Origin of the sequence: Streptomyces sp. NPDC087859, from assembly GCF_044742595.1 — a bacterium.
Lineage (GTDB): Bacteria > Actinomycetota > Actinomycetes > Streptomycetales > Streptomycetaceae > Streptomyces > Streptomyces canus_F.
Map to the genome: position 1 here is coordinate 490,639 of NZ_JBIUUU010000002.1, position 26,937 is coordinate 517,575.

General features: G+C 73.3%; 26 protein-coding genes. 22 read left to right on the top strand and 4 right to left on the bottom strand.

The genetic code is table 11. From position 1 onward, the window contains the following. Positions 1-19: 19 nt before the first annotated feature. Positions 20-1,210, bottom strand: a complete 1,191-nt coding sequence (locus tag ACIOHP_RS06145; RefSeq protein WP_401883810.1) for a hypothetical protein — start codon at positions 1,208-1,210, stop codon at positions 20-22. 182 nt (positions 1,211-1,392) lie between these two features. Between ACIOHP_RS06145 and ACIOHP_RS06150 the strand changes: the two genes are divergently transcribed. Next, on the top strand, positions 1,393-1,521 hold the full coding sequence (locus ACIOHP_RS06150; RefSeq protein ID WP_401883812.1) for a hypothetical protein: 129 nt from the start codon (positions 1,393-1,395) through the stop codon (positions 1,519-1,521). Positions 1,522-1,537: 16 nt separating this feature from the next. Here the strand turns inward: ACIOHP_RS06150 and ACIOHP_RS06155 are convergent, their stop codons facing one another. Next, complete coding sequence (locus ACIOHP_RS06155; RefSeq protein ID WP_307028046.1) at positions 1,538-2,698, bottom strand: pyridoxal phosphate-dependent aminotransferase; 1,161 nt, start codon at positions 2,696-2,698, stop codon at positions 1,538-1,540. Between the two features lie 213 nt (positions 2,699-2,911). On the opposite strand from ACIOHP_RS06155, the gene ACIOHP_RS06160 reads away from it, so the two are divergent. The 14 genes from ACIOHP_RS06160 (at position 2,912) to ACIOHP_RS06225 (ending at position 17,618) form a co-directional block, all read left to right on the top strand. Continuing rightward, positions 2,912-3,187 carry a hypothetical protein gene (locus ACIOHP_RS06160; RefSeq protein WP_401883814.1) on the top strand — a complete coding sequence of 92 codons (276 nt, stop codon included), beginning with the start codon at positions 2,912-2,914 and terminating at the stop codon, positions 3,185-3,187. Between the two features lie 657 nt (positions 3,188-3,844). Next, complete coding sequence (locus tag ACIOHP_RS06165) at positions 3,845-4,381, top strand: DUF2617 family protein (protein ID WP_401883816.1); 537 nt, start codon at positions 3,845-3,847, stop codon at positions 4,379-4,381. A gap of 125 nt (positions 4,382-4,506) precedes the next feature. Beyond that, complete coding sequence (locus tag ACIOHP_RS06170; RefSeq protein ID WP_401883818.1) at positions 4,507-6,138, top strand: polyamine aminopropyltransferase; 1,632 nt, start codon at positions 4,507-4,509, stop codon at positions 6,136-6,138. Between the two features lie 74 nt (positions 6,139-6,212). Beyond that, positions 6,213-7,319, top strand: coding sequence for an SRPBCC domain-containing protein (locus ACIOHP_RS06175; RefSeq protein WP_401883820.1), 1,107 nt, complete (start codon positions 6,213-6,215; stop codon positions 7,317-7,319). Positions 7,320-7,423: 104 nt separating this feature from the next. Then, on the top strand, positions 7,424-8,212 hold the full coding sequence (locus ACIOHP_RS06180; RefSeq protein ID WP_401883822.1) for an aldose 1-epimerase: 789 nt from the start codon (positions 7,424-7,426) through the stop codon (positions 8,210-8,212). A 10-nt stretch (positions 8,213-8,222) separates the two neighbouring features. Beyond that, the gene (gene pyrE / locus ACIOHP_RS06185; protein ID WP_361550503.1) at positions 8,223-8,774 is read left to right on the top strand and encodes an orotate phosphoribosyltransferase; all 552 of its coding nucleotides are present in this window, start codon (positions 8,223-8,225) and stop codon (positions 8,772-8,774) included. 130 nt (positions 8,775-8,904) lie between these two features. Continuing rightward, a complete protein-coding gene (fbaA, locus tag ACIOHP_RS06190) occupies positions 8,905-9,927 on the top strand; it encodes a class II fructose-bisphosphate aldolase (RefSeq protein WP_361484277.1) in 1,023 nt (340 codons plus the stop codon). A gap of 61 nt (positions 9,928-9,988) precedes the next feature. Beyond that, positions 9,989-11,455 carry an MFS transporter gene (locus ACIOHP_RS06195; RefSeq protein ID WP_401883825.1) on the top strand — a complete coding sequence of 489 codons (1,467 nt, stop codon included), beginning with the start codon at positions 9,989-9,991 and terminating at the stop codon, positions 11,453-11,455. Between the two features lie 41 nt (positions 11,456-11,496). Continuing rightward, a complete protein-coding gene (locus ACIOHP_RS06200) occupies positions 11,497-11,910 on the top strand; it encodes a DUF3151 domain-containing protein (RefSeq protein ID WP_361550497.1) in 414 nt (137 codons plus the stop codon). A gap of 175 nt (positions 11,911-12,085) precedes the next feature. Beyond that, positions 12,086-12,652 (top strand): hypothetical protein, encoded by a 567-nt coding sequence (locus ACIOHP_RS06205; protein ID WP_401883829.1) that lies wholly within the window; start codon positions 12,086-12,088, stop codon positions 12,650-12,652. A 2-nt stretch (positions 12,653-12,654) separates the two neighbouring features. Next, on the top strand, positions 12,655-13,899 hold the full coding sequence (locus ACIOHP_RS06210; protein ID WP_401883831.1) for a peptidoglycan-binding protein: 1,245 nt from the start codon (positions 12,655-12,657) through the stop codon (positions 13,897-13,899). Beyond that, positions 13,896-14,606 carry an ABC transporter ATP-binding protein gene (locus tag ACIOHP_RS06215; protein ID WP_401883833.1) on the top strand — a complete coding sequence of 237 codons (711 nt, stop codon included), beginning with the start codon at positions 13,896-13,898 and terminating at the stop codon, positions 14,604-14,606. Before ACIOHP_RS06210 ends, ACIOHP_RS06215 begins: the two co-directional genes overlap by 4 nt. After that, the gene (locus tag ACIOHP_RS06220) at positions 14,603-15,823 is read left to right on the top strand and encodes an ABC transporter permease (protein WP_401883834.1); all 1,221 of its coding nucleotides are present in this window, start codon (positions 14,603-14,605) and stop codon (positions 15,821-15,823) included. Before ACIOHP_RS06215 ends, ACIOHP_RS06220 begins: the two co-directional genes overlap by 4 nt. An 88-nt stretch (positions 15,824-15,911) precedes the next feature. Continuing rightward, positions 15,912-17,618, top strand: a complete 1,707-nt coding sequence (locus tag ACIOHP_RS06225) for a sensor histidine kinase (protein WP_401883836.1) — start codon at positions 15,912-15,914, stop codon at positions 17,616-17,618. Here the strand turns inward: ACIOHP_RS06225 and ACIOHP_RS06230 are convergent. Next, positions 17,604-18,311 (bottom strand): response regulator transcription factor, encoded by a 708-nt coding sequence (locus tag ACIOHP_RS06230; protein WP_401883838.1) that lies wholly within the window; start codon positions 18,309-18,311, stop codon positions 17,604-17,606. The genes ACIOHP_RS06225 and ACIOHP_RS06230 overlap by 15 nt on opposite strands. Before the next feature lie 211 nt (positions 18,312-18,522). Here ACIOHP_RS06230 and ACIOHP_RS06235 point away from each other — a divergent pair, with 211 nt between their 5' ends. Next, complete coding sequence (locus ACIOHP_RS06235; protein WP_361550483.1) at positions 18,523-19,362, top strand: tryptophan 2,3-dioxygenase family protein; 840 nt, start codon at positions 18,523-18,525, stop codon at positions 19,360-19,362. Then, on the top strand, positions 19,355-20,566 hold the full coding sequence (gene kynU, locus ACIOHP_RS06240) for a kynureninase (RefSeq protein ID WP_401883839.1): 1,212 nt from the start codon (positions 19,355-19,357) through the stop codon (positions 20,564-20,566). Before ACIOHP_RS06235 ends, kynU begins: the two co-directional genes overlap by 8 nt. A gap of 75 nt (positions 20,567-20,641) precedes the next feature. Here the strand turns inward: kynU and ACIOHP_RS06245 are convergent, their stop codons facing one another. Continuing rightward, positions 20,642-21,250, bottom strand: coding sequence for a TetR/AcrR family transcriptional regulator (locus ACIOHP_RS06245; RefSeq protein WP_401883840.1), 609 nt, complete (start codon positions 21,248-21,250; stop codon positions 20,642-20,644). A 198-nt stretch (positions 21,251-21,448) separates the two neighbouring features. Between ACIOHP_RS06245 and ACIOHP_RS06250 the strand changes: the two genes are divergently transcribed. From ACIOHP_RS06250 to ACIOHP_RS06270, 5 genes are all read left to right on the top strand, one after another. After that, positions 21,449-22,348: an alpha/beta hydrolase gene (locus ACIOHP_RS06250; protein WP_401883842.1), complete on the top strand. Its 900-nt coding sequence runs from the start codon at positions 21,449-21,451 to the stop codon at positions 22,346-22,348. A 338-nt stretch (positions 22,349-22,686) separates the two neighbouring features. After that, on the top strand, positions 22,687-23,676 hold the full coding sequence (locus ACIOHP_RS06255) for an alpha/beta hydrolase (protein ID WP_401883844.1): 990 nt from the start codon (positions 22,687-22,689) through the stop codon (positions 23,674-23,676). Further along, positions 23,669-24,913: an acyltransferase gene (locus ACIOHP_RS06260; RefSeq protein WP_401883846.1), complete on the top strand. Its 1,245-nt coding sequence runs from the start codon at positions 23,669-23,671 to the stop codon at positions 24,911-24,913. The genes ACIOHP_RS06255 and ACIOHP_RS06260 overlap by 8 nt, the downstream gene beginning before the upstream one ends. Next, positions 24,906-26,243 (top strand): sensor histidine kinase, encoded by a 1,338-nt coding sequence (locus ACIOHP_RS06265; RefSeq protein WP_401883848.1) that lies wholly within the window; start codon positions 24,906-24,908, stop codon positions 26,241-26,243. The genes ACIOHP_RS06260 and ACIOHP_RS06265 overlap by 8 nt, the downstream gene beginning before the upstream one ends. Beyond that, positions 26,240-26,914, top strand: coding sequence for a response regulator transcription factor (locus ACIOHP_RS06270; protein ID WP_361550473.1), 675 nt, complete (start codon positions 26,240-26,242; stop codon positions 26,912-26,914). The genes ACIOHP_RS06265 and ACIOHP_RS06270 overlap by 4 nt, the downstream gene beginning before the upstream one ends. Positions 26,915-26,937 lie beyond the last annotated feature (23 nt).

Genomic DNA, 26,937 nt, shown 5'->3' on the forward strand with positions numbered 1-26,937 from the left:
AGCCACCCTCGGCACCCGACTACAGGGGCGTATCGGCGAGTACGACCAGATACGCGCCGTAGCCGAACGAGAGCCCGGCCAGGGCGCAGGCCAGCACGGCCGCGTGCCAGGGCCGGGCTCTCGCCGTCCGCACCAGGGCCCGCGCGAGCGGCAGCAGGAGCGGGAAGGCGGGGAGCAGGAAGCGGGGCTTCGACGCGAAGAAGCCCGAGCCGCCCAGCGTGATCAGCAGCAGGACGCCGCTGTAGACCAGCAGGGGCAGCGGGGCGCGGTCGGCCAGCAGCAGCGCGTACAGCACGACCGCCGCCGCGACGATCAGCAGCGCCATGGGGAAGACCAGCCGATCGCCCTGGAGCAGCAGACGGCGCACGAAGCGCAGGGAGCCCCGGCCGAAGTCGAAGCGTGAGCCCCACCGGCGCTGCACCTCGAAGTAGCCGCCGAGCAGGTCGCCCTTGCGGTGCCCGACCCACAGCACGTACGCGCACCAGCCGAGCGGGGCGAGCGCGGCGCCCGTCCACAGCCTGTGGGTAACTTTTCCGCGCCGCCGCCCGATCTCGCAGGCCGCCGTCACCAGCACCGCCGCCGCGACCGCGAACCCGTTCGGCCGGGCAAGGCCCGCCAGCGTGGCGAGCGTGCCCGCCCACAGCCAGCGGCCGGTGAGCACGGCGTACAGCGACCAGGCGGCGAACGCGGTCAGCAGGGGCTCGGTGTACGCCATCGACAGCACGACCGAGTGCGGCAGCAGGCCCCAGAGCAGGACGAGCGTGGCGGCGACGGCCCGGCCGTGGAGGTGGGCGCCGAGCGCGTAGAGGCCGGCGGCGGCGACGGCCGCGGCGGTCCAGGAGATCAGCAGGCCCGCCGCGCCGCCGCTCAGCGGGCTCACCGCGGTCACCGCCCGGACCAGCGCCGGGTACAGCGGGAAGAAGGCCAGGTCGCTGAAGACCAGGTCCGGGGGGACGTGCAGGGCGCGGCCGTAGCCGTGCTCGGCGATCCCCAGGTACCAGCGGGAGTCCCAGGACCGCCCGAGCAGGGTGAGCGGCCGATGCCCGGTGGCCCAGGCGGTCGCCGCGAGCACGGCGACGCCGGTGAGCCGGGCGAGCGCGAACAGGCCGAGAGCCGTACCGAGCGTCGCCGCGAGGGGGGCGCGCGGGGCGGCCCGCCCGGCGGTGGTGTGTGTGACGGCGGGCGGTGCGAGGGTACTGGCGTGAGTCACATCCGCACATTGCAGGGGAAAGCAGGCATAAGCGAGCATTGAGCGCCCGGGCGGGTGGGGATTCACCGCGCCCGGCGTGGCGGCGTGACGCGTCCCGCCCGCCGACGCCATCGGGCTCGGGGGCGGGCAGCTCCCGGGCGGAGACGCCGAGCTCGGCGCCGCCGGCCGGCCGGGTCGAGGCGTTGACCGCGACCACCGCGGTGTCCGGCGCGGCGGGCCGCCGCCGGGGAGTCGGTGACGATCGCCTCGGTGTGACCGCTGCCGTGCGGCCGGACGCGGTGCGCGGGCAGGCGGTGTCCAGCGGGGCCTGACCGCCGCGTCGGCGCGCTACCGCAGAAGGCGGGCGGCGGCGTCGCGCAGCACCTCGTCCCGCTTGCAGAACGCGAACCGCACCTGGCTGCGGCCGGCCTCCTTGTCGTCGTAGAAGACCGAGTTGGGGACGGCGACCACACCGGAGCGTTCCGGCAGGCCGCGGCAGAAGGCCAGGGCGTCCTTCTCGCCGAGGGCGGCGATGTCGGTGGTGATGAAGTACGTGCCCTGCGGCCGGAAGACCTCGAAGCCCGCCGCGGTGAGCCCGTCGGCGAGGATGTCGCGCTTGCCGCGCAGCTCCTCGCGGAAGCCGGTGAAGTAGCTGTCCGGCAGCCGCAGCGCCTCCGCGATCGCGTACTGGAACGGCCCGGACGACACATACGTCAGGAACTGCTTCGCCGTACGGACGGCGGCGATCAGCGGCGCGGCCGCGGTGATCCAGCCGACCTTCCAGCCGGTGAAGGAGAAGGTCTTGCCCGCGGAGGAGATGGAGACCGTACGGTCGCGCATCCCCGGCAGCGAGATCAGCGGGATGTGTTCGGCGTCGTCGTAGGTCAGGTGCTCGTACACCTCGTCGGTCACCACGAGCAGGTCCCGCTCGACCGCCAGCTCGGCGATGGCCGTCAGCTCCTCGCGGGTCAGCACCATGCCGGTCGGGTTGTGCGGGGAGTTGAGCAGCAGCAGCCGGGTGCGGTCGGTCACCGCGTCCCGGAGCGCGTCGAGATCCGGGCGGAAGTCGGGGGCGCGCAGGGTCAGCGGGACGCGGGTGGCGCCGGCCATGCTGATGCACGCCGCGTAGGAGTCGTAGTACGGCTCGAAGGCGATGACCTCGTCGCCCGGTTCCAGCAGCGCGAGCATCGTGGCCGCGATGGCCTCCGTGGCGCCCGCGGTGACCAGGACCTCCGTGTCGGGGTCGAAGGTCAGGCCGTAGAAGCGGTGCTGGTGGTCGGTGACGGCCGTGCGCAGCTCGGGGACGCCGGGCCCGGGCGGGTACTGGTTGCCCCGCCCCTCGCGCAGCGCCCGCACCGCCGCCTCCCGTACGGCCTCGGGGCCGTCGGTGTCCGGGAAGCCCTGCCCGAGATTGATCGCGCCGGTCCGTACGGCCAGTGCCGACATCTCCGCGAAGATCGTCGTGCCGAATCCGTCCAGCCTGCGGTTCAGCAGCGCCCTGTCGCCCATGTCCCAGCCATCTCCTCGCACGTCTCGCCGGCCGCCCGCACCCGGCCGCCCTCTCGCCGGTGCCGGAGAAGGCCGTCGCGGTCATCCTGCGCCCAAGCTCTGGAGTTCCTCAACTCTGCTTTGGCTGGTGAGACACGGGGGCATCTCCCTCGCACGCACAACGCGAGGCGCCCACGGGGGGTCGTCTCGGGGAAACGGAAGGAGGGTGACGCCATGACTATCGGCATCATCCTGGCGATTGCCGCAGTACTCGTCTTCGTGGTGGTACGTCTCAGTCTTCGGGAGGACAGGCAGGCCGCGCAGAGCCGGGCCGGGGCGCGGGGGCGCCGCCGGAGCGGGAACAGCAGTGGCAGCTGGTGGGCCGGGGGCGGGGCGAGCGGCGGTGTCGGCTCGTCGTGCGGCTCCTCCGGGTCCTCCTGCGGCAGCAGCTCGTCCTGCGGGGGCGGGTCCTCCTGCGGCGGCGGGGGCGGCTGCGGCGGCGGCAGCTGAGCCGCGGAAGAGGGGGGACGCCATGCCCATGGCTCTCGGGATCATCGTGCTGGTTCTGTTCATGGCCCTGCTCCTGAGGGCGATCGTGGGGGCCGGGCGCCGACAGCGCAGCAGTGGCCGGCGATCGTCCGGCGGCAGCGGCAGCGGCAGCGGCAGCGGCGACAGCTGGGCCGACGGGGGCGACAGCGGCGGTTCGTCCTGCGGAGGCGGTTCGTCCTGCGGAGGCGGGTCGTCATGCGGAGGGGGCGGTGGGGGCGGATGCGGCGGAGGCAGCTGACACGGGGCAGCTGAGCTTTCCGCATCCGGAACACGAGAGCCGGGCCCGCACGGGGGTGGGGCCCGGCTCTTCGTGTGCCGCGAGCACCCGGCCGCTCCGGCGCACGCTCATGCGGGCCTGGCGTGCGCCGTGGTTGAACAGTTGAACTGTGGAGCCCTCTGAGGGATGGAAACCCCACGAAGTTGGGTAAAAACGCTGTGGCGGCGCCGCAGTTCATGATTCTCTCTAAATCACCCACGCAGCGGCCCTGCGGACGTCCAGAGCCACCCCTGCCGACCTTCCGACCGGGCCGATCGGGCCGAATCCCCGCCGGTGTCGACCCGAGTGCGCCGGACCCACACCTCCCTTTTCTTCCTTTGCGTGCCTAGCGGAGCCGATCCATGCTCACGACCCTGAAAACCTCGTACACCGACACGCGCGCGGCCGACCTCGCCTGGGCCCTGGGGCGCGAGCCGCTCCCCGCACTGGCGACCCTCGACCTCGTGTTCGACGGCACGAAGCTGGAACTGAGACTCCTCGGAGCGTCCCATCAGGTGCTCCTGGAGGAGGAGCGGGGCACCTGTTCGGAGACGGTGGCGTGCATCTCGGGCAGCAGCACCCCGCTCCCGCTGGGCGTCGCCAAGCGGGTCGGCGACTGGGAGTACGAGTTCGCGGCCCGGGTGGAGGTCCTTTCGCCGGGCCAGTTCGCGGGCCGCGCCCAGGAGTTGCTGGCCCTCGTCTCCGACCATCCGCACGGCCTCGCCGGCGTCTTCCCCGGCAGCCCGCACGCCTTCACCGCGCTGCTGGCCCAGCGCCAGGAGGGGCACGTGCTGTGGCGGACCTGGCACGCGTACCCGCAGGACGGACAGCTGGTGGCGACCAGGACCCGGGTGGGGGTGAGAGTCCCGGCGGGCCGGCTCAGCCCGAGCGCCGTCTGACGGCACACCCAGGATCTCGGGCGAGATCACCCTTCACGTCGTACAAACGCCACACGCCCGATCGACCCGCAGTTCCACACGTGTGGGTGACGAAGCGTGCACCGGGCGTGACGTAACGTCGCAACGTGATCGAACCGCACGCGCCCGCCCCACCCGGCACCACGCCGCCCTGGGCCGGGCCCGCGCGGCTTCCCGTCCGGCCCGGGATCGGCAGGTTCCTGGTCCTCGCGGGCGTCTTCGTCTGCGCCGCGTGCGGACTGGTGTACGAACTCGAACTGGTCGCCCTCGCCTCGTACTTGATCGGCGACTCGGTCACCCAGGCCTCCGTCGTGCTGTCCGTCATGGTTTTCGCGATGGGCATCGGCTCGCTCTTCGCCAAGCGGCTGCGCTGGCACGCGGCCGCCGCCTTCGGCGCGATCGAGGCCGCCCTGGCCCTCGTGGGAGGCCTCAGCGCGATGGCCCTCTACGCCGCCTTCGCCTGGACCGGCGACTGGGGCGGCATCTGGGCGAACGGCTCCCGCTGCCTCCTCGTCGCCTTCTCCCTCGCCATCGGCCTGCTGATCGGCGCCGAGGTCCCGCTGCTGATGGAGCTCATCCAGCGCGTCCGCCGCCAGGACCCGGGCGGCGCGGTGGCGGACCTGTTCGCGGCGGACTACGTGGGCGCGCTGGTCGGAGGCCTGGCCTTTCCGTTCCTGCTGCTGCCCCTGCTGGGCCAGCTGACGGGCGCCCTGATCACCGGCACGGTGAACGTGATCGTGGGCGGCGCGCTGGTGCTGGGCCTCTTCCGCCGGGACCTGTCCTGCCGGGCCCGTTGTCTGCTGCTGATCGCCAACCTCGCCGTGCTCGGCACCCTGGCCGCGGCCGCCGTCCTGGTCGACGACTTCGAACGGGCGGCCCGACAGGCGGTGTACGGCGACGACGTACGGGTGGCCCTCCAGACCGACGTCCAGGAGGTCGTCCTCACCGGCGGCACGCGAGGCCGCCCTCTCGACCTCTTCCTCGACGGCCGGCTGCGGGTCAGCGGCCGCGACGAACACCGCTACCACGAGGCGCTGGTCCACCCCGCGATGTACGGCGAGCACGCGCGCGTGCTGATCCTGGGCGGCGGTGACGGCCTGGCGGCCCGCGAGGTGCTGCGCCATCCGGATGTGCACCGGGTGGACGTCGTGGAACTCGACGCCGGGGTGGTGCGGCTGGCCCGCGAGGACCCGGCACTGTCCGCGCTGAACGGCCACGCGTACGACGACCGGCGCGTCCAGGTCACCACGGGTGACGCCTTCGACTGGCTGCGCGGAGCGCCGCGGGGCGGGTACGACGTGGTGATCGCGGACCTGCCCGACCCCGGGATCACGGCCAGCACGAAGCTGTACTCCCAGGAGTTCTACGGCCTGGCGAGGCGGGCGCTGGCTCCGGGAGGCCGCCTGGTGGTGCACGCCGGTCCGGTGTCGAGCCGCCCCCGCGCCTTCTGGACGGTGGACAGGACGATCCGCGCGGCGGGGCTGAGGACGGTGCCGTACTGCGTGGGCGGCCTCGACTCCGGCTTCGCGGCGGGCCCGGACCGCACGACGGGGGCGAGCCGGGCGCCGCGGGACTGGGGGTTCGTGCTGGCCTCCGCCCGCCGCCCGGCCCTCCGGCTCGACGCCGAGGGGTCGGAGCGGACGCTGACCCAGGCGGGCCTGGAGGCGGACAGGAGGGCGGCGGAGAAGACGCGGGTCGGAGGGTCGGAGGTGTCGACGCTGGTGCATCCGCGCTATTGAGGCCCACGCCGACGCGCGGTCACTTTCGACCAACCAGGGTGCGCGGTGGTGCCCACTGGGTAGGCTCGGTGACCATGGAGCATGAGGTGTTCGTTCCGGTTCCGGCCGAGCGGCTCAGGGAGGCGCTGGCCGACCCCGTTCGGCTCGCCCGGGCTGTTCCCGGACTCCAGCAGGACGTCGGCGCCGAGCCCGTCACCGGGCGGCTGAAAGTGCGGGTCGGCGGCCACACCATCACCTACCGCGGCTCGGCCCGCCTCTCCGCCCAGGACGACGGTTCCTACGTCGTCGAGGGCGACGCCACCGAGGCCCGTGGCACCGGCGTGGTGAGGCTCTCCCTCACGCTGAGGGTGGACGAGGCCGACGGCGGCTCCCGGCTCACCTTCGACGGCACCGCCTCCGCCGACGGCCGCATCAAGGAGCTTCCGGCGGATGCCGTCACCTCGGCCGTCACCCGGCTGCTGAACCGTTTCGCGGAGCACCTGGGATCGGCGGCCGAGCCCAAGCGGGGCCCGCAGCCCGCACGCGCCACCGACACGGCCGGGCCTCCGGCAACCGAGGCCCCCGAGCCGCCGACGGCCAAGGGCACCGAGTCCCCGGCCGCCGAGACCACCGAGCGTGACGAACCTCCGGCCGGCGAGGCCGCCGAGCGTGACGAGCTTCCGGCCGGCGAGGCCGCCGAGCGCGAGGAACCTTCGGCCGCCGAGGGCGCCGACGTTCCCGATCCCGCCGAAGCCTCCCCGCCCGCGACTCACGACGCCGACACCACCGAGTCCGCCGCCCCCGAAGCCACCGAGGACCTCGAACCCTCCGCGACGGGCGACGCCGAGGCCGGTCCCGACGCCGACGACACCCCGGTGCCCGCGGACGAACCCACCACCCCCGAAGCCCCGCGCACCCCGGACGCCCTCGACGAGCCCACCCCCGGGCTCGTCGAACCCGAGCCCGCCGCCCCCGCCGGCTTCACCCCCGACCTCCCCGCCGAAGCCGCGCACGCGCGCCGCACGATGATCGGCCGGAGTGCGGAGGAGGTCGACCACGCCCCGCCGCGCGGCCGGTACGCGCCCGTGCCCGCCCCGCACACCGGCGCCCCGCACTCCGCCCTCCGCTGGGCGGCCCCCGCGGCGGCCCTCGTCGTCGCGTCGGCGATCGTCGTCGGCAGGGTGCTGCGCAAGCGGCACTGAGGAAGCGGGGGCCAGGTGGGCCGGAACCACGCCGCCGGGGCCCGGGCGGCGGGAATCCGGGATGGCCGGAAGCACCCCCTTGATCACCCCAGTAGGGTCGTCCCGTGAGTAACGAACCCATCACGCTGACCGCGGGCGACGCGGAGGTGACCGTGCTGCCGGGAAACGGCGGCCGGATCGGCGGACTGCGCGTCGGCGGTACCGAACTGCTGCGGCAGGGCGAGCGCTTCGGCTGCTTCCCGATGGTGCCCTGGTGCGGCCGGACCAGGGACGGCCGTTTCCGGGACGGGGCGACGGTCCGTCAGATGCCGCTCAACTCCCCGCCGCACGCCATCCACGGCACCGCCCGCGACGGCGCCTGGCGCGTCGCGCGCACGACGACGGACGAGGCGGTGATCACGTACGACCTGGTCGAACCCTGGCCGTACCCGGGCCGGGTCACGCAACAGGTCGCCCTCACGCCGGACGCCGTGACGCTCACGATGTCCGTCGAGACGTACGACTCCTCCTTCCCGGCCCAGATCGGCTGGCACCCGTGGTTCAACAGGAACCTCGGTGGCGAGGACGTGCAACTGGCCTTCTCCGCCGCCTGGCAGGAGGAGCGCGGTGACGACCACCTGCCCACCGGAAACCGTCTCGACCCCAAGCCCGGCCCGTGGGACGACTGCTTCGGGATGCCCGGCGGGGTGGACGTGACGCTCACCTGGCCGGGGCTGCTGGAGCTCACCGTCGCCTCCCGCGAGGAGTGGGTCGTGGTCTACGACGAGCAGGCCGAGGCCGTCTGTGTGGAGCCGCAGACCGGGCCGCCGAACGGTCTGAACACCGCCCCCCGCCTGGTCACGCCCCTGGAGCCGCTGGAGGCCTCGACGACCTGGAGCTGGCGCCGCCTCTAAGCTGGCAGGCATGACGGACGACGTACGCGGCACGCTGCTGCAGCAGATCAAGGACAAGGCCGTGGTCCACGGCAAGGTGACCCTCTCCTCGGGCCTGGAGGCCGACTACTACGTCGACCTGCGCCGCATCACCCTGGACGGGGAAGCCGCCCCGCTGGTCGGGCAGGTGCTCCTGGACCTCACCGCCGACCTCGACTTCGACGCGGTGGGCGGCCTGACGATGGGCGCCGACCCGGTCGCCGCCGCCATGCTGCACGCGGCCGCCGCCCGCGGCCGCAAGCTCGACGCCTTCGTCGTCCGCAAGGCCGCCAAGGCGCACGGCCTCCAGCGCCGCGTCGAGGGGCCCGACATCGCGGGCCGCCGGGTCCTGGTCGTCGAGGACACCTCCACCACCGGCGGCTCCCCGCTCACCGCGGTCGAGGCCGTGCGGGAGGCGGGCGCCGAGGTCGTCGCCGTCGCCACGATCGTGGACCGCGCGACCGGTGCGGCGGAGAAGATTCAGGAGGGCGCGGGGGTTCCTTATCGCTTCGCCTTCTCCAAGGATGAGCTGGGCCTGGACTGAGTCATCCACAGGGTGAGACCGAGGGCGGGACCATCCGGTCAAGTCTGGAAAGATGGGGCCGACGATGACGTCGCCCCCTAGGTCAGGGCCGTAAGGAACCAGCCAACCCGCACAATCAAGGAGCGGTCAGATGCCCATCGCAACTCCCGAGGTCTACAACGAGATGCTCGACCGGGCGAAGGCGGGCAAGTTCGCCTACCCGGCCATCAACGTCACCTCGACGCAGACCCTGCACGCGGCGCTGCGCGGCTTCGCCGAGGCCGAGAGCGACGGCATCATCCAGATCTCGACCGGTGGCGCCGAGTTCCTGGGCGGTCAGTACAACAAGGACATGGTCACCGGTTCGGTGGCGCTCGCCGAGTTCGCGCACATCGTCGCCAAGAAGTACGACATCACCGTCGCGCTGCACACGGACCACTGCCCGAAGGACAAGCTCGACGGGTATGTACGTCCGCTGCTCGCGGTGTCGGAGGAGCGCGTCGCCCGTGGCGAGAACCCGCTCTTCCAGTCGCACATGTGGGACGGCTCGGCCGAGACCCTCTCGGACAACCTGACCATCGCGCAGGAGCTCCTCGAGCGCGCCCGCGCCGCGAAGATCATCCTCGAGGTCGAGATCACCCCGACCGGCGGTGAGGAGGACGGCGTCTCGCACGAGATCAACGACTCCCTCTACACCACGGTCGACGACGCGATCCGCACCGTCGAGGCCCTCGGTCTCGGTGAGAAGGGCCGCTACCTGCTCGCCGCCTCCTTCGGCAACGTCCACGGTGTCTACAAGCCGGGCAACGTCGTCCTGCGCCCCGAGCTCCTCAAGGAGCTGAACGAGGGCGTGGCCGCCAAGTACGGCAAGGCGTCCCCGTTCGACTTCGTCTTCCACGGCGGCTCCGGCTCCACCGAGGCGGAGATCGCGCTCGCGCTGGACAACGGCGTCGTGAAGATGAACATCGACACGGACACGCAGTACGCCTTCACCCGCCCCGTCGCGGACCACATGTTCCGCAACTACGACGGTGTCCTGAAGGTCGACGGCGAGGTCGGCTCCAAGAAGACCTACGACCCGCGCACCTGGGGCAAGCTGGCCGAGGCGAGCATGGCCGCGCGCGTGACGGAGGCCTGCGCCAACCTGCGTTCCACGGGTACGAAGCTCAAGTAACCCGAGATCCTCACGAGCCCGGCGTCTGTCTACGGCGCCGGGCTCGCTGTATACCTGGGGCATGTCCGATGTCCGGCTGTCCTCGCCGCAAGGCAAGTGGATCCTGCTGACCACCGTCCTCGGCTCCAGCATGGCGCTGCTGGACTCGACCGTCGTCAACGTGGCGCTTCCCCGTATCGGCGAAGACCTGGACGCGGACCTCGCCGCCCTCCAGTGGACGGTCAACGCGTACATGCTGACGCTGGCCGGGCTGATCCTGCTGGGGGGATCGCTCGGGGACCGGTACGGGCGGCGCAAGATCTTCGTCGTGGGCGTGATCTGGTTCGCCGCCGCCTCCCTGCTGTGCGGGCTCGCGCCGAACGCCGGTGTCCTCATCGCCGCCCGCGCCCTGCAAGGGGTCGGCGGCGCGCTCCTCACCCCCGGCTCGCTCGCCCTCATCCAGGCCTCCTTCCACCCCGACGACCGGGGCCGGGCCGTCGGCCTGTGGTCCGGGTTCGGCGGTATCGGAGCGGCGGTGGGGCCGTTCCTGGGCGGCTGGCTGGTGGACGGGCCGGGCTGGCGCTGGGTGTTCCTGCTGAACGTGCCGGTGGCGCTGCTGTGCGCCCCGATCGCGGTGCGCCATGTCCCGGAGTCCGGGGACGGGCGGGTCCACAGCCGTTTCGACGTGCTCGGCGCGGTGCTGGGCGCGCTGGCCCTGGCGTTCGTGACGTACGCGCTGATCGAGGCCCGCGGGGGCTCCGTGGCCGTCGTCGTCGCGGCGGTCGCCGGGGTGGCCGCGGGGGTGGCCTTCGTGGTCGTCGAGAAGCGCCGCCCGGACCCGATGATGCCGCTCGACATCTTCGCGTCGAAGCAGTTCACCGCCGTCAACCTCGTCACGCTCTGCGTCTACGCGGCCTTCGGCGGTTTCTTCTTCCTGGCCGCGCTCCAGCTCCAGGTCGTCTCCGGCTACACGGCTCTCGGCGCGGGAACGGCCCTGTTGCCGACCACCGTCCTGATGCTGCTGTTCTCCGCCCGCTCGGGCGCCCTCGCCGACCGCATCGGCCCCCGCATCCCGCTGACCGTCGGATCGCTGCTGTGCGCGGCGGGGATGCTGCTGATGCTGCGGGTCGGCGAGGACGCCTCGTACGTCGCCGACGTCCTGCCCGCCCTGCTGGTCCTGGGCCTCGGCATGGTCGGCCTGGTCGCCCCGCTGACCGCGACCGTCCTGGCCTCCGTGGACGTGGGGCGGGCGGGCCTGGCCAGCGGTGTCAACAACGCGGCCGCCCGGGTGGCGGGCCTGATCGCGGTGGCCGCGCTGCCGCTGATCGCCGGGATGGGGGAGGAGGCGTACCGGTCGCCGGCCGCCTTCGACGAGGCGTTCGGGCGGGCGATGACGGTGTGTGCCGGGCTGCTGGTGCTGGGAGCGGGCGTGGCCTTCGCGACCGTACGCACCCTCCCACCGGACTGCGTCCGGCCGGAGTGCCTCCACCACGGGTCCGTCATGGCACCTCCGCTGGAGGGGCAGCCGGCGCGGAAGCGGCTGGCCTAGCGGGGCCCTCGGCCGCCCCGCCGATGGAGGAGACTTGACCCATGTCGATTCACGAAAATCTCCTCGGGGGACCGCCCCCGACCCACCTCCCCGACGACCCCGGGCCGCGTGAGCTGCTGGCCGCCGGTACCGCGCCCGCCGATGTCGCCGCGAAGTACCCGACGTCCTCGCTGGCCTGGGCCCAGCTGGCCGACGACGCCTTCGAGCGGGGCAGCGTCGTGGAGTCGTACGCCTACGCCCGTACGGGCTACCACCGCGGTCTGGACGCGCTGCGCCGCAACGGCTGGAAGGGCCACGGCCCGGTGCCCTGGGAGCACGAGCCGAACCGCGGTTTCCTGCGCGCCCTGCACGCCCTCGCCCGCGCCGCGGGGTCGATCGGTGAGCAGGAGGAGTACGAGCGCTGCTCGCAGTTCCTGAAGGACTCCTCGCCCACGGCGGCACAGACGCTGGGCTAGGGAAGTTCCGGTGCGGGCCCGTCCGGCGGTGACCGGGCGGGCCCCGCGCTTTTCCCGCTCCCTTGCGGCCGCATGACCGGCTGACAGGTTCTTCAACAGTTCTTCATCGGCTCCGCCCTACGGTCGGCCTGCCCGGCGCGGTCGCGACGGGTTCGACAGGAGAGCGGGAGAACCGATGGGGACGTATCGGATACTGCCGGCCGTGGCGGCCTCGGTCGTGGTGTTCGTGGTCGGCGGGTGCGGGAGCGGCGGCGATGAGGCGGGTGTCCCGACGGCCGACGGCGGCACCGGCGTGGCGGCCTCGCGGAGCGCCGGGGACGACGTGGCCGCGTATGTGCAGGCCCGGCGGGAGTACGTGAAGTGCCTCCGGGAGAACGGCATCGACGCCCCGGACCCGGACGCCAAGGGGAACATCGACTTCGGCGGCGCAGACATTCTGCGCGCCTTGAAGAAGGACCCCAAGTTCCTCACCGCCACCCAGAAATGCGGCAAGGACCTGCCCGCCGTGCCCGAGAGCATCGAGAAGGGCAACCAGCCCCCGCTCTCCGCCGAGCAGATCGAGGTGGAGCGCGAGTACGCCGAGTGCATGCAGAAGAACGGCGCCGCCGACTTCCCCGACCCGGGGCCCGACGGTCTGGGGCAGGGCGAGTGGGACCAGACCTCGGCCGGTGCGAAGCGGGCCACCCGTATCTGCGGGCCGATCATCGGGGTTCCGGCGACCCCCGGCCCCGGCAAGGGCTGATCATGGCGGATCTCGCGGACACGACGGACACGGCGGACCCGGCCGGTGCGGTGCCGTCGGCGGCGCGCGGCGGACCGGGACGGCGTACGGCGCTCATCGCCTCCGTCGGGGCCGTCGTCGTGACGGCCGTCGCCGTCGTCGGAGCTCTCGGGCTCGGCGGCGGTGAGGAGGAGGGCCCGGGCACACCGTCCCGGGCCGGCTCGGTCGTCCCGGTCACCCGCGCGACGCTGACCGAACGCACCCAGGTGGACGGCCGGTTGGGATACGGCACGGAGATACCCCTGCCGGTCAGGGCGACGGGCACGGTGACCTGGCTGCCGGAGCAGGGTGCCACGGTGCGGCGCGGGGGCGCGCTGCTGCGCGTCGACGACCGTCCCGTGGTGCTCCTGTACGGGAGGCTGCCCATGTACCGGGACCTGGGGCTGACCGCCACGACCGATACGACCGATACGACCGGCTCCGAGTCCACCGAGTCCACCGAGGCCGCGGGATCCGGGGCGGACGGTGAGCGCGCCGCACCGACCGAGCCGCCCGCGCCGACGGAGCTCACGGGCATGGACGTCCTCCAGTTCGAGACCAACCTGGCCGCACTCGGCCACACCGGCTTCACGGTGGACGAGACGTTCACCGCGAAGACGGCCGAGGCGGTCGAGCGCTGGCAGAAGTCGCTCGGGCTGCCCGAGACCGGGACGGTCGGCATCGGTGACGTCGTCTACTCCACGGGCCGGGTGCGGATCGGCCGGCCGGGCGTCCGGCTCGGCGGCGCCGCCGGAGAGAACACCCTCACCTACACCGGTACCGCCCGGAAGGTCGTCGTCGACGCCTCCGCCGCGGACGCCGCCTGGGCCGTACGCGGTACGGGGGTCCGCGTCCGGTTGCCCGACGGGAAGACCGTGAAGGGCGAGGTGGCGTCGGTGGGGAAGCAGGCGGCCGCGCCCGAGGGGGGCGGCGAGGGCGACCCGGAGCAGGGCGGCGCCACGGTGCCGGTGACCGTCACCCTCAGGGACCAGAAGTCCGTGGGGCGGTGGGAGAGCGGGCCCGTCACCGTCGAGTACGTGGGCCGTGAGGCCGAGGACGTCCTGGCGGTTCCGGTCGCCGCGCTGGTCGCCCTCGCCGAGGGCGGGCACGGACTGGAGACCGAACAGGGCCGGTTCGTCGCCGTACGGACGGGTCTCTTCGCCGACGGCCAGGTGGAGGTCAGCGGCCCCGCGGTCCGCGAGGGCATGAAGGTGAGGATCCCGGAGTGAGTGAACTTCCGCCCGCGGTCGTGGAGTTCGACGCGGTCTCCAAGACGTATCCCGGCCCGGTGACCGCGGTCCGTGACGTGAGTCTGCGCATCGGGCGCGGTGAACTGGTCGGTGTGGTCGGCCCGTCGGGCTCCGGCAAGTCCAGCGTGCTCCATCTCATGGGCAGCCTCGACCGGCCCTCCGCCGGCCGTGTCCTGATCGACGGCCACGACGTGGCGCGGCTGTCCGACCGCGAGGTCTCCGCGCTGCGGGCCACCCGGATCGGCTTCGTCTTCCAGCAGTTCCACCTGGCGGTCGGCGTTCCGGTACTCGACTCGGTGGCGGACGGCCTGCTCTACGCGGGCGTCCCGGTGCGCCGCCGCCGGGCCAGGGCCGCGGCCGCGCTGGCCCGGGTCGGGCTCAGCCACCGTGTCCACCATCTGCCGCACCAGCTCTCCGGCGGCGAGCGGCAGCGCGTCGCGGTCGCCCGCGCGGTGGTCGGCGGACCGTCGGTGCTGCTGGCGGACGAACCGACCGGAAACCTCGACTCCGCGTCGGGAGCCGCCGTACTGGAACTGCTGCGCGAACTGCACGCGGGCGGTACGACGGTCGTGGTCATCACCCATGACCGGGAGATCGCCGCCCAGCTGCCCCGCCGTATCGAGATGCGCGACGGCCGGCTGGTCGGCGACACGGTGCGCGGCACGACGAGCGGAGCGCGCCGGTGAAGGACAGCGTGCCGAACCCCGCCCGGCGCGAACCGCCGCGCGCCGCGCGGCTGCGGCCCGCCGACGTCGTACGGCTCGGTGGGACCGGTCTGCGGACCCGGCCGTTGCGGGTCTTCCTGTCCGCGCTCGGTATCGCCATCGGGGTCGCCGCCATGATCGCGGTGGTCGGCATCTCCGGCTCCGGACAGGCGGAGGTGGACCGGCGGCTCGACGCCCTCGGTACCAACCTGCTGCGCGTCGCCCCCGGTGAGTCCCTCGCGGGGGAGAAGGCCGAGCTGCCGTACGAGGCGGTCTCGATGATCCGTCGGATTCCGCCGGTGCGGCAGGTCGCGGCGACCGGCGCGACCGACGCCCACGTGTACCGCAACGAGCGCATCGCCATCGGCCGCACCGGCTCACTGACCGTTCTCGCGGCGGGCCGCGAGCTCCTTCCCGCCGTCGGCGGTCAGGTCCGCAGGGGCCGCTGGCTGGACTCGGCGACCGGCGAGTACCCCGCCGTCGTCCTCGGCGCCACGGCCGCCCGGCGGCTCGACGTGTACACCCCGGGAACCCGTCTCTGGCTCGGCGGCCGCTGGTTCTCGCTGATCGGCGTCCTCGACCCGGTACCGCTCGCTCCGGAGCTCGACAGCGCCGCCCTGGTCGGCTGGTCGGCGGCCCGGACCTATCTGCGCTTCGAGGGCCATCCGTCGACGGTGTACGTCCGCGCCCAGGACAGCGAGGTCACCGCGGTACGGGCGGTGCTCCCGGCCACCGCCCACCCCGAGAACCCGGGCGAGGTACGGATCTCACGGCCCTCCGACGCACTCGCCGCCCGGGAGGCCACCGAGTCCGCGCTGACCGGACTGCTGCTCGGCCTCGGCGGGGTCGCCCTGCTCGTCGGAGGCGTGGGCGTGGGCAACACCATGGTCATCTCCGTCCTGGAACGGCGCGGGGAGATCGGCCTGCGCCGCGCCCTCGGAGCGACCCGGGGTCAGATCCGCACGCAGTTCGTGACGGAGTCCCTGCTGCTCTCGCTCATCGGCGGCCTGGCCGGAACGGTCCTCGGCACCCTCATCACCGCGGGCTATGCCCTCAGCCGCGACTGGCCTACCGTCGTCCCGGCCTGGGCGAGCGTGGCGGGCGTCGCCGCGACGCTGCTCATCGGCGTGATCGCCGGCCTGTATCCGGCGGTCCGGGCGAGCAGGCTGGCGCCGACGGAGGCGCTGGCCGGCCCATGAGTACCGTCGGACATTCCGCGCCGACGGTCCCGTACGGAACAGGAGTCACGTTGAGTCCCTGCGCTGCGGCAGCCGAGGGCGGACCGCGATGAGCTTCCGGATCAGGGTTCTCGGTCTGCTCATGGTGGTCGCGCTGGCCGCCACCGCCGCCACCGCCTGGCTGACGCTGCGGCAGGCCAACCGTCAGGTGCAGGAGACCGCCGCGGCCGGCCGCCAGGAGGTCTCCCGGATCACCGGTGAACTGCGCGCGTACGGATTCGCCCACGGCACCTGGGAGGGACTGTCGCCGACCGTGGCCGAGCTCGCCCGGGACACCGGCCAGCGCATCCGGGTCGCCACGGAGTCCGACGTCCTGCTCGCCGACTCCGACGCCCTGGCCGGCCGCACTCCCCGGGCGCTGAGCGGTCAGCCCGCGGTGCTGGTGGACGCGCGCCCCGTCCTGAGCGTCCCCGAGGGCAAGGTGCCCCGGATGTCGCTGAAGCAGACGGCCCTCGCGATCTCCGACTACCGCGCCGCCGTGGCGTACGCGGCCTGTCTGACGCGGGCGGGAGCCGAGGTGAGCGCCCGGCCGACCGCGACCGGTGTCCCCCGGATCAGCACGGACCGTCGCCCCTCGCAGTGCCGGGAGCCGAGCGGAACAGCGGATCCGCGGACCCAGCAGGACCTCGACGCGCTCCGGCCGTGCGAGTCCGAGCAGCCGATCGCCGCCTGCCTCCAGCGGGTGTTCAACGAGCGCGTCGGCGCCACCGCCCCACCGCGCCTGGAGATCCGCCTCGGCTTCCGGAACGAGTCACCGCCCACCCTGGCCACCGCGCCCACCGTGGCCGTCGCGGTGGGGGTCGCCCTCGCGGTCATCCTCGGCGCCCTGCTGCTGAGCCGGGCCGTACTGCATCCGGTGCGGGCCATGACACTCGCGGCGAAGGAGCTGGGCGAGGGCGACCTGGCCAGGCGGGTCCCCGTCTCCGGCCGGGACGAGATCGCGCAGCTCGGCGGCGCCTTCAACCGCATGGCCGACTCCCTCCAGGCGGGCGAGGAGCGCCAGCGCCGCCTCACCGGTGACATCGCGCACGAGCTGCGCACCCCGCTGGCCAATCTGCGCGGCTATCTGGAGGCGCTGCGGGACGGTGTCGTCGAGCCGACCCCGGAACTGCTCGCCTCGCTCCACGAGGAGGCGCTGCTGCAGCAGCGGGTCGTGGACGATCTCCAGGATCTCGCCCTGGCGGAGGCCGGCGCGCTCACCTACCACCCCGTCGCGGTCGATCTGCGTGACCTCCTGGAGGCCGGCCGCACCGCCCACCGCGCCCGGGCCGAGGCGGCGGGCGTGGCGCTGGAGCTGCGGGCGCCGGGGTCCGTGATCGTGACCGCGGACCCGGACCGGCTGCGCCAGGTCGTCGGCAACCTGGTCGGCAACGCACTGCGGGCCACCGCGGCGGGCGGGACGGTGACCCTGGCCCTGGTCCCACCAGGTCTCGCACAGGGCGGGCCGGCCGTCGCGGAGATGGAGATCCGGGACACCGGCCGGGGGGTATCGGCCGAGGACCTGCCGCATCTCTTCGACCGCTTCTGGCGGGCGGACGCCTCCCGGGGGCGGGCGACCGGCGGCAGTGGTCTGGGGCTGTCCATCGCCCGCCAGATCGTCACCGACCACGGGGGCACGATCGAGGTGCGCAGCGAGGTCGGCGTCGGCACGAGCTTCCGGGTGAGCCTGCCGGCGGCACCGGACGGCGTCGGCGGGCCCGGAACCGCCCGGGGTCCGGGGACTGCGGAGGTTTCGGGAGCTTCAGGAGCGGGCTGAGTCCGGGCCCTCCGCGAGGCGGTAGCCCCGGCCGTACACCGTTTCCAGGAGGCGGGGCCGCTGCGGGTCCGCCTCCGTTTTCCGGCGCATGTTCATGATGTGGGCGTCGACGGTCCGCTCCATGACGTCCCGGTCGAAGCCGAAGACGCGCTCGATGATCTGCGCCCGGGTGAAGACCCGGCCCGGTTCCCGCGCCAGCATCTCCAGGATGGCGAACTCCTTCGCGGTCAGCGTCACCGGCCGTCCGGCCACGCGGACCTCGAAGCGCGCGGTGTCCAGCTCCACCGCACCGACGCGCAGCACCGCGGGCTCCGCGGCACCGCCGGAGTTCCTGGAGCGGCGCAGCAACGCCCTGACCCGCGCGGTCAGTTCACGGGGGCTGTACGGCTTGGTGAGATAGTCGTCGGCACCGAGGTCCAGGCCGAGGAGCATGTCCTCCTCGGTGGTGCGGGCGGTCAGCAGCAGAATCGGGACGGCCGACTCGGTGCGCAGGATGCGGCAGACGTCGAGTCCGTCGACCAGCGGGAGCATCACGTCGAGCACGATGAGATCCGGCTTCGAGGAACGGGCCCGTTCCAGCGCCGCGCGGCCGTCGGCCACGACGTGCACCGCGTTCCCCTCCCGCTCCAGATAGATCCGGATCAGTCGGGACTGCTTCTCGTCGTCCTCGGCCACCAGAATCCGAGCGTTCAACGCTTCTCCCCCAGCACAGGCCTTCCCCCGGCGCGGTCCCGCGCGCTCCAGAACCGTAATACAGGCGGCCGAGCCGGGTCCGCCCGGTGTGATGGGGCGAACCTTGCCATTTCGCGGGACCATCGAAGAGGATGCCTGGCGGGGACCGGGGCCCCCGTGTCGGTAACGGCAGGGGCGGACCGCTACCCGGAGTACATAACAGGAGACAGCGATGTCCCACGAGGCTCATGACGTTCAGGAGCCAGAGACTCCGCATCTCGACTTCGAAGGCACGACGCCGTACGAGGACTACGTCAAGGCGGACGTGCTCACCCACCTCCAGCACACCCTCTCCGACGATCCCGGAGAGATGGTCTTCCTGGTCACGACCCAGGTCATGGAGCTGTGGTTCACCGTCATCGTCCACGAGTGGGAGACCGCCGCGCGGGCGCTCCGCTCCGACGACGTGCCGGTCGCGGTGGACGCCCTGAAGCGTTCCGTACGCGAGCTGGAGGCCCTGAACGCCTCCTGGAGGCCGCTCGGACAGCTCACGCCGGCCCAGTTCAACTCCTACCGGGCCGCCCTCGGCGAGGGCTCCGGCTTCCAGTCCGCGATGTACCGCCGGATGGAGTTCCTGCTCGGCGAGAAGTCCGCGTCCATGCTGGTGCCCCACCGTGGCGCGCCGCGTGTGCACGCGGAGCTGGAGAAGGCGCTGCACGAGCCGAGCCTGTACGACGAGGTGCTGCGGCTGATGGCGCGGCGCGGACACGGCATTCCGCAGCCGGTGCTCAGCCGTGACGTGTCGCGGCGGTACGAGCCGTCGGCCGAGGTCGAGGCGGCCTGGACCGCCGTCTACTCCGGTGACGCCACGGACGAGGTCGCCCGGCTGGGCGAGGCGCTGACCGATGTCGCCGAGCTGGTGTGGCGCTGGCGCAACGACCACCTGGTGGCCACGCGGCGTGCGATGGGCGCCAAGGCGGGCACGGGCGGTTCGGCCGGGGTGGCCTGGCTGGAGAAGCGCGCGCAGAAGAACGTGTTCCCCGAGCTGTGGACGGCGCGGTCCCATGTCTGAACTCATCGCGCGCGCCGAGAAGGCGGACGCCGCCGACGAACTGGCGCCCCTGCGTGCGCAGTTCGTGCTCGACACTGTGTCTGATCATGCGGCTGACGCCGCGGGGGTGTACCTGGACGGGAACTCGCTCGGTGCGCTGCCCGCCGCCGTCCCGGGGCGGGTCGAGGACGTCGTACGACGGCAGTGGGGTGCGTTGCGCATCCGGTCCTGGGACGAGAGCGGCTGGTGGACCGCGCCCGAGCGGATCGGCGATCTGATCGCCCCGCTGGTGGGGGCGGCGGCCGGGCAGATCGTGGTCGGTGACTCCACAAGTGTCAACGTCTTCAAGGCACTTGTCGCGGCGGTCAGGATGGCGGGGCCCGGCCGGGACGAGATCGTGGTCGACGCGACCACCTTCCCCACCGACGGGTACATCGCCGAGTCCGCGGCCCGGATGACCGGGTGCACACTGCGGCCCGTGACACCGGCCGAGGTGCCGGGGGTGCTGGGCGAGCGTACGGCGGCCGTGCTGCTCAACCACGTCGACTACCGCACGGGCCGGCTGCACGACCTGCCCGCACTGACGGCGGTCGTGCACGCCGCCGGTGCCCTGGTGGTCTGGGACCTGTGCCACAGCGCGGGCGCGCTGCCGGTGGGGCTGGACGAGCACGGGGTCGACCTGGCGGTCGGCTGCACCTACAAGTACCTGAACGGCGGGCCCGGTTCACCGGCGTACCTCTATGTGCGCTCCGGTCTCCAGGACCGTTTCGACTCCCCGCTGCCCGGCTGGAACTCCCACGCGGAGCCCTTCGGGATGCGGCCCGACTACGAGGCGGCGCCGGGTGCGCTGCGCGGGCGGGTCGGGACGCCGGACATCCTGTCGATGCTGGCGCTGGAGGCGGCCCTCGAGGTGTGGGACGGCGTCTCGGTCGAGGCGGTGCGCGCCAAGTCCCTCGCGCTGACGGACTTCTTCCTGGAGTGCGTCGCCGCGTATGTGCCCGAGGGGCGGGTGGAGTCGGTGACTCCGGCGGCCCACGCGGAGCGCGGCAGTCAGGTGGCGTTGCGCTGCGACGACGCCGGGGACGTGATGAAGCGGCTGATCGAGCGGGGTGTGGTCGGCGACTTCCGGTCCCCGGACGTGCTGCGGTTCGGGTTCACACCGCTGTACGTCGGGTTCGCGGACGTGGAGCGGGCGGCCCGGGTGCTGGGCGAGGTCGTGGCCTGAGGGAGTGCTGTCGCGGTTCGGCGGCCGCCGGTTGAGCGCCGGGTCGCGACAGCCTGCCGGTGCGGGGCACGCCGGTCACCTGGCGGTGGCGTACACCCCCGCCAGGGCCGCCGCGTGGGCCGCTCGGGCGGCGCGGTCGGCCGCTGCCGGGTCCGGGGGTGTTCCGGTGGTCAGCAGCGCGTAGTAGAGCGGTGCCGACACCGCTCGTACGACGGCCCCCGCGTCGGTGTCCTGCGGCAACTCCCCGCGCTGTACGCCCTGTTCGACGCAGGGGGCCCACTCCGCGACCCGGACGTCGTAGAAGCGGCGCAGGGCCTGTGCCGTACGTTCGTCGCAGGCGGCCGCCGCGATCACCGCGCGGAACAGGGCGCCCTGGCGGGGGTCGGCGAGCGTGCGCTGCACCAGGCGGGAGTTGGCCTGGAGGTCACCCAGTACGGACCCGGTCTCCTCGCGCGGCAGCGACTGCTCGGCCATGTCGGCGAGCAGATCGGCGACCAGCGCGGTGACGGAGCCCCACCGCCGGTACACGGTGGTCTTGCCGACCTCGGCCCGGCGGGCGACGTCCGCGAGATCGAGATGCGCGAATCCCCGCTCGGCGAGCACGTCACCGGCCGCCCTCAGCACGGCCGCGCGGACACGTGCGGTACGCCCTCCGGGACGCAGGGTGCCGGGCTCGGCGGACATAACGGCCTCCTTGGTGCGCGCTGGGCTTCCGGCGCCAGAGTAACGACACAGCAGAACCGTTTACCCCTCACCGAGCGTGACATCCGCGTTGTCCGTGCACGTCACCGGCCTGGTACCGTCCCCGCCAACGGCCGAGTTCTCTCCAGGTCCGCCACATCCGTCTCGTCCAAATACGTTACGTCGCTGAGAGGTTGGAGCATGCCGGACGACTCCGCAGCAGCCCGCGCCGCCGCCGAGGAGGAGTCGGCCTTCTCCCACCCGCCCGTCGACCCCGACGTCAGCGCGGCGTACGGGGACCACCCCGACCAGGTGATCGACTTCTACACACCGAAGGGTGACGTCAGCCTGGCGCCGCTCGTGATCGTGCTGCACGGGGGTGCGTGGCGCGCTCCGTACGACCGGCGCCACATCACCCCGTTCGCGGACTTCCTGACGCGGCGGGGATTCGCGGTGGCCAACGTCGAGTACCGCAGGGGCGCGGTGCTGCCGGGGCAGGGCGGGCCCGGGCAGGACACGGGGTCCGGCGCGGGGCCTGTCGCGGGGCGGTGGCCGGACACGTTCGACGATGTCGCGGCGGCGCTGGACGCGCTTCCCGATCTCGTACGGCAGCTCCTGCCGCAGGCCGATCCGCGGCGCATGGTGATCACCGGGCACTCGGCGGGCGGTCACCTGGCGCTGTGGGCGGCGTCGCGTCATGTGCTGCCCGCGGACGCCCCGTGGCGCACGGACCGGCCCACGCCGCTGCGGGGCGTGGTGGCGCTGGCTCCGATCGCGGACTTCACGGTCGCCGGGAAGCTGGACGTGTGCGGAGGTGCCGCACTGCAACTCCTCGGCGGCGAGGCGCACTTCGGGGAGCGCCAACCGTATGCGGACCCCGCGCTGCTGCTGCCGACCGGCATCGCGACGACGCTCGTCCAAGGGCGTACGGACGTGGTGGTGCCGGAGGCCGTCGCCGAGGCGTACGCGGACGCGGCGGCGAAGGCGGGGGAGGTGGTGGGGGTGACGTTGCTGGAGGATGTCGGTCACTTCCCGCTGATCGATCCGGCGGCGGACGCGTGTGCGGTGGTCGTGGAGGAGATCGCGCAGCTGGCGTGGTGACGGTGCCCGGCCCTGTGACGGCACCTGCGGCGGTGCGGAGCCGGGGCTGACCCGGCGCTGAACCGGCGCCTCTGATACCCGTAGTACCTGAGAGCTACCTCGCGAATTGGCTCCCCGGCGTGACGTGGACGACGTGGTCGGATCCGTAACTTCCCCACCAGACAAGCCCGATGGACGGGCGGACTGGGAGGGAGGCGGCCGTGGGGTTCGCGACGGGGGTCAGGGCAGCGGCGGCGAGGGGGGCCGCACGGGTCCGACGCGGCGGCGGGCGGGCACGGCCGCGCAGCGATGAGCCGTCGCCGCCGCGCACCTCGACGGCGCCGGCGTCGGTGTCTGCGGTGTCAGCGAGCGCCCCCGCCCCCGCCCGGTCCCCACACCGCCGCACCCACCGATGGCGCCGAGCCACCCTCGCCGCCCTCATCACCGGCGCCGTGGTGCTCCCTCTCTCCGCCGCCACCCGGGCCGAGATCCCGGCCCCGGCCCCCGCGACCCTCGCCCCCCTGACGGCAACCACCCTGGACGAGGCCTACTCGGCCAACCGCGCCAACGCCGCGGAGGCGTCCCGCATGGCCGCGGCCCACGGCGACGACGCGAGGGCGGCCGCCGACCGAGCCCTGGCGGCCCCCTCCCGGCACTTCCTCCACTTCGACGGCCGGGGCTCCGGCCGGGCCACGGAGGTCTTCGGCGACCTCGCCCACGCGGACCACATCGCCGTCCTCGTCCCCGGCTCCGACACCTCCCTCGACACCTACGACCGCTTCCGCGGGGCCGCGGCCGCCCTCCACGAGCAGCTGACCCGCACCGACTCCCGCACGGCCGTCATCGCCTGGCTCGGCTACGAAACCCCGGCCACGATCAGCCCGACCGTCACCACCACCGGCCGAGCCGACCAGGCCGCCCCTCACCTGCGCGGATTCCTGCGCCAACTCCACGGCATAGCCGGCCGGAAGGCCACCGTCTCCCTCCTCTGCCACAGCTACGGCTCGGTCGTCTGCGCCCGAGCCGCCACCGGCCTGGGCGCGACCGACCTGGTCCTCCTCGGCAGCCCCGGCACCGGCGCCGACGACGCCGCGGCCCTGCACACCCGCGCCCGCGTCTGGGCGGCACGCGGCAGCGACGACTGGGTGGCCGAGGTCCCGCACGTCAGGACCGACCTGTTCGGCATCACGGTCGGCTTCGGCACCGACCCCGTGTCCCCGGCCTTCGGCGCGCAGGTGTTCGCCGCGGGCGACGGCGGCCACAGCGACTACTTCACCCCGGGCTCGGTCTCCCTGACCAACCTCGCCCGGATCGTCCTGGGACACACCTCGGAGGTGACCCGTGCGTGACACGACCCCACGCCCCACCAGCGGCATACGACAAGGCTGGGCGGCCGTACGCGAGGGCGCCGCCCGCGTCGACGAGGCCACGCCCGCCGGCCGCGACCGTGCGGTGGACGCCCTGCGCGCCTTCGCGATCCTCGGCGTGGTCCTCGGCCACTGGCTGGTGACCGCCCTGGTCGCCGACGGCCGCGCCCTGCACACCGCGAGCCCGCTCCAGCACCTGCCCTGGCTCGCCCCCATCTCCTGGGCCTTCCAGACACTCGCGGTGTTCTTCCTGGTCGGCGGCCATGTGGCGACCAAGAGCCACACCTCCGCACGGGCGCGCGGCACGACATACGGCGAGTGGCTGACCGCCCGGCTGTCCCGGCTGTTCAAACCGGTCGCAGCCGTCCTCACCCTGTGGACGGTGATCGCCGCCGGCCTCCTGCTCACCGGCGCGGAGTTCGGGACGGTCCACACCCTGGTGAAGCTGGCCCTGTCGCCCCTGTGGTTCCTCGTCGTGTTCGCCGCGCTCACGGCGGCGACCCCCTGGCTGACCCGGCTGAGCCCCCTGTGGCCGCTGGCCGTCGTCCTCCACGTCGACCTGCTCCGCTTCGGCCTCGGCGGCCCGTCCTGGCTCGGCTGGGTCAATGTGGCGGCGGGCTGGCTCGTCCCGTACACCCTCGGCGCGGCCTGGACCCGCGGCGAACTGGACCGCCGACGCTCGGGCTGGATCCTGCTGACCGGCGGCGCGGTGGCGACCGCGGCCCTGGTCGCCTGGGCCGGGTACCCGGCATCGATGGTCGGCGTCCCCGGCGCCCCGGTCTCCAACCTGAACCCGCCCACGCTGGCCGCCGTCACCTTCGGCCTGGCCCAGTGCGGTCTGGCCCTGCTGCTGCGCGACCGGCTGCGGCGGGCGATGCGCCGCCCGACGGCCTGGGCGGCCATCGCCCTGGTGAACCTCTCCGCGATGACGATCTTCCTCTGGCACCAGACGGCCCTGATGGCGACCACGGCCACCGGCCTCCTCGCCGGCCGCCTGCCCGGACTGCACACCGTCCCGGACGGCCTCGGCTGGGTCGCCGCCCGCCTCGCCTGGCTCCCGGTGTTCGCCCTTGTCCTCACCGTCTGCTGGACCGCGTTCCGCTCCTGCGAACAGGGGGGCCGCCGGAGCCGGACGCCGCGGATGGCGAGCAGCTCACGGGTGGTCCGGGCACACCGTCCGTCCGACCGGGAGACATCGGTGGGGGTGACCCGTGTCTAGGGTGGGGCGCGTGACGGAAACGGGGATCCAGCACGTGGTCATGGGCCGTGTGCTGCGTTGGCTGCGCCTGCTACGCGAAGACCTGTGGACCACCCGCCCGGATCCGCTGCCCCCGTCGGTGTGGCTGCGCTGGCTGCCGCACGGTCTGCTCATCCTGGCCGCGTTCGGCGTCACGGCCGGCGCGCTGGGCCAGCTCCAGGACAGCGCCGGACAGGCCTTCGGGTGGGCCTTCGTCGTCGCACTCGGCCAGGGCGGCGCGGTGGTCCTCGCGATGTGGCAGCCGATCCCGGCGTGGTGGCTGTCCCTGACGGCCACCGTGACGGGAGCCATCGCCGTGCACGGCGAACTCGGCGGGCCGGCGAAAGGCTTCACCTGGCCCTGGACGGCGGCCGGGATCATCGCCCACCTGCTCGTGCTCCTGCTGCTCGCCCTGCGCGTCCGCACCCGGGTCGCCGCGGAGGCGCTGGCCCTGACCGCACTGGCCACCTACGCCCTGCAGGGCGTGTGGGGCGGCGCGCACTATGAGTCCACCGGGGTCCTCGCGGTCGCCCTGTCCCTGGTCGTCGTGGTGCTCGGCATCGCCCTGCGGGGCCGCCGCGAGGCCCGTCAGGAGCTCGTCGAGCAGACCACCCTCACCACCGAGGAGCGGGCCCGGCGCACCCTACTGGAGGAGCGCAGCCGGATCGCCCGCGAACTGCACGACGTGGTCGCCCACCACATGTCGGTGATCTCCATCCAGGCCCAGGTCGCCCCCCACCTGGTCGAGAACCCGTCCGAGGAGCTCAAGGAGAACCTCGCCGGCATCCGGCAGAACGCGCTGGAGGCGCTCACCGAACTCCGCCGCGTCCTGGGCGTCCTGCGCTCCGAGCACCCCGACTCCCCGGACCCCGTCGAGCCCGGCACCGGCACCGCCCCGCACACCCCGCAGCCCACCCTCGACCGGCTCGACGCGCTGGTGGAGAACACCAGGGCGGCCGGACTGCGCGTCGAGGTCGACGTGCGGGGCGAGACCCGCACGCTGCCGCCCGGCCTGGAGCTGTCGGCGTACCGGATCGTGCAGGAGGCGCTCAGCAATGTCCTGCGGCACGCACCCGGCGCGGTCGCCCATGTCGAACTCCGGTACACCGCCTACGGGTTGATCGTGGAGGTCGTCAACTCACCGCCAACACGGTCCGCGGCGCCGTCAGCCGGCGCCGGGCACGGGCTGCTCGGCATGCGGGAACGGGTCGGGATGCTCGATGGTTCCATGACGGCACACCCTCTTCCGGACGGCGGCTACAAGGTGTTCGCGTTCCTCCCGACCGGCGATCTCAAGGACGGCACCGTATGACGAGCAGCCCCATCCGCGTACTCATCGCCGACGACCAGCAGATGGTCCGGCAGGGCTTCACCGTGCTGCTCAACACCCAGCCGGACATCGACGTGGTCGGCCAGGCGGTCGACGGCCTGGACGCCGTGGCGAGGGTCGCCGAACTCGCCCCGGACGTCGTGCTCATGGACATCCGCATGCCCGAGCTCGGCGGCATCGAGGCCACCCGCCGCATCACCCGGGCGACCCCGGAGATAAGGGTGCTCGTGCTGACCACCTTCGACCTCGACGAGTACGTCTACGAGGCACTGCGCGCCGGCGCCTCCGGCTTCCTCCTCAAGGACGCCTCCGCGGACCAGCTGGCCGAGGCGGTCCGGGTGGTGGCGGCCGGCGACGCCCTCCTCGCGCCCGGCATCACCCGGCGCCTGATCACCGAGTTCTCCCGCCTCGGCGACCGCCCCCGCAGCCCGCTCAAGGAACGCGTCGGCGACCTCACCGAACGCGAGACCGAGGTCCTGGCGCTCATCGCGGCGGGCCTGTCGAACGCGGAGATCGCCGAGCGGCTGGTGGTGGCGGAGCAGACGGTGAAGACCCATGTGGGGCGGATCCTGGTGAAGCTGGGGCTGCGGGACCGCACCCAGGCGGCGGTGTTCGCGTACGAGTCGGGGCTGGTGCGGCCTTCGGGGTACTGAGCGCCCGCCGGCGGGCCGTCCTG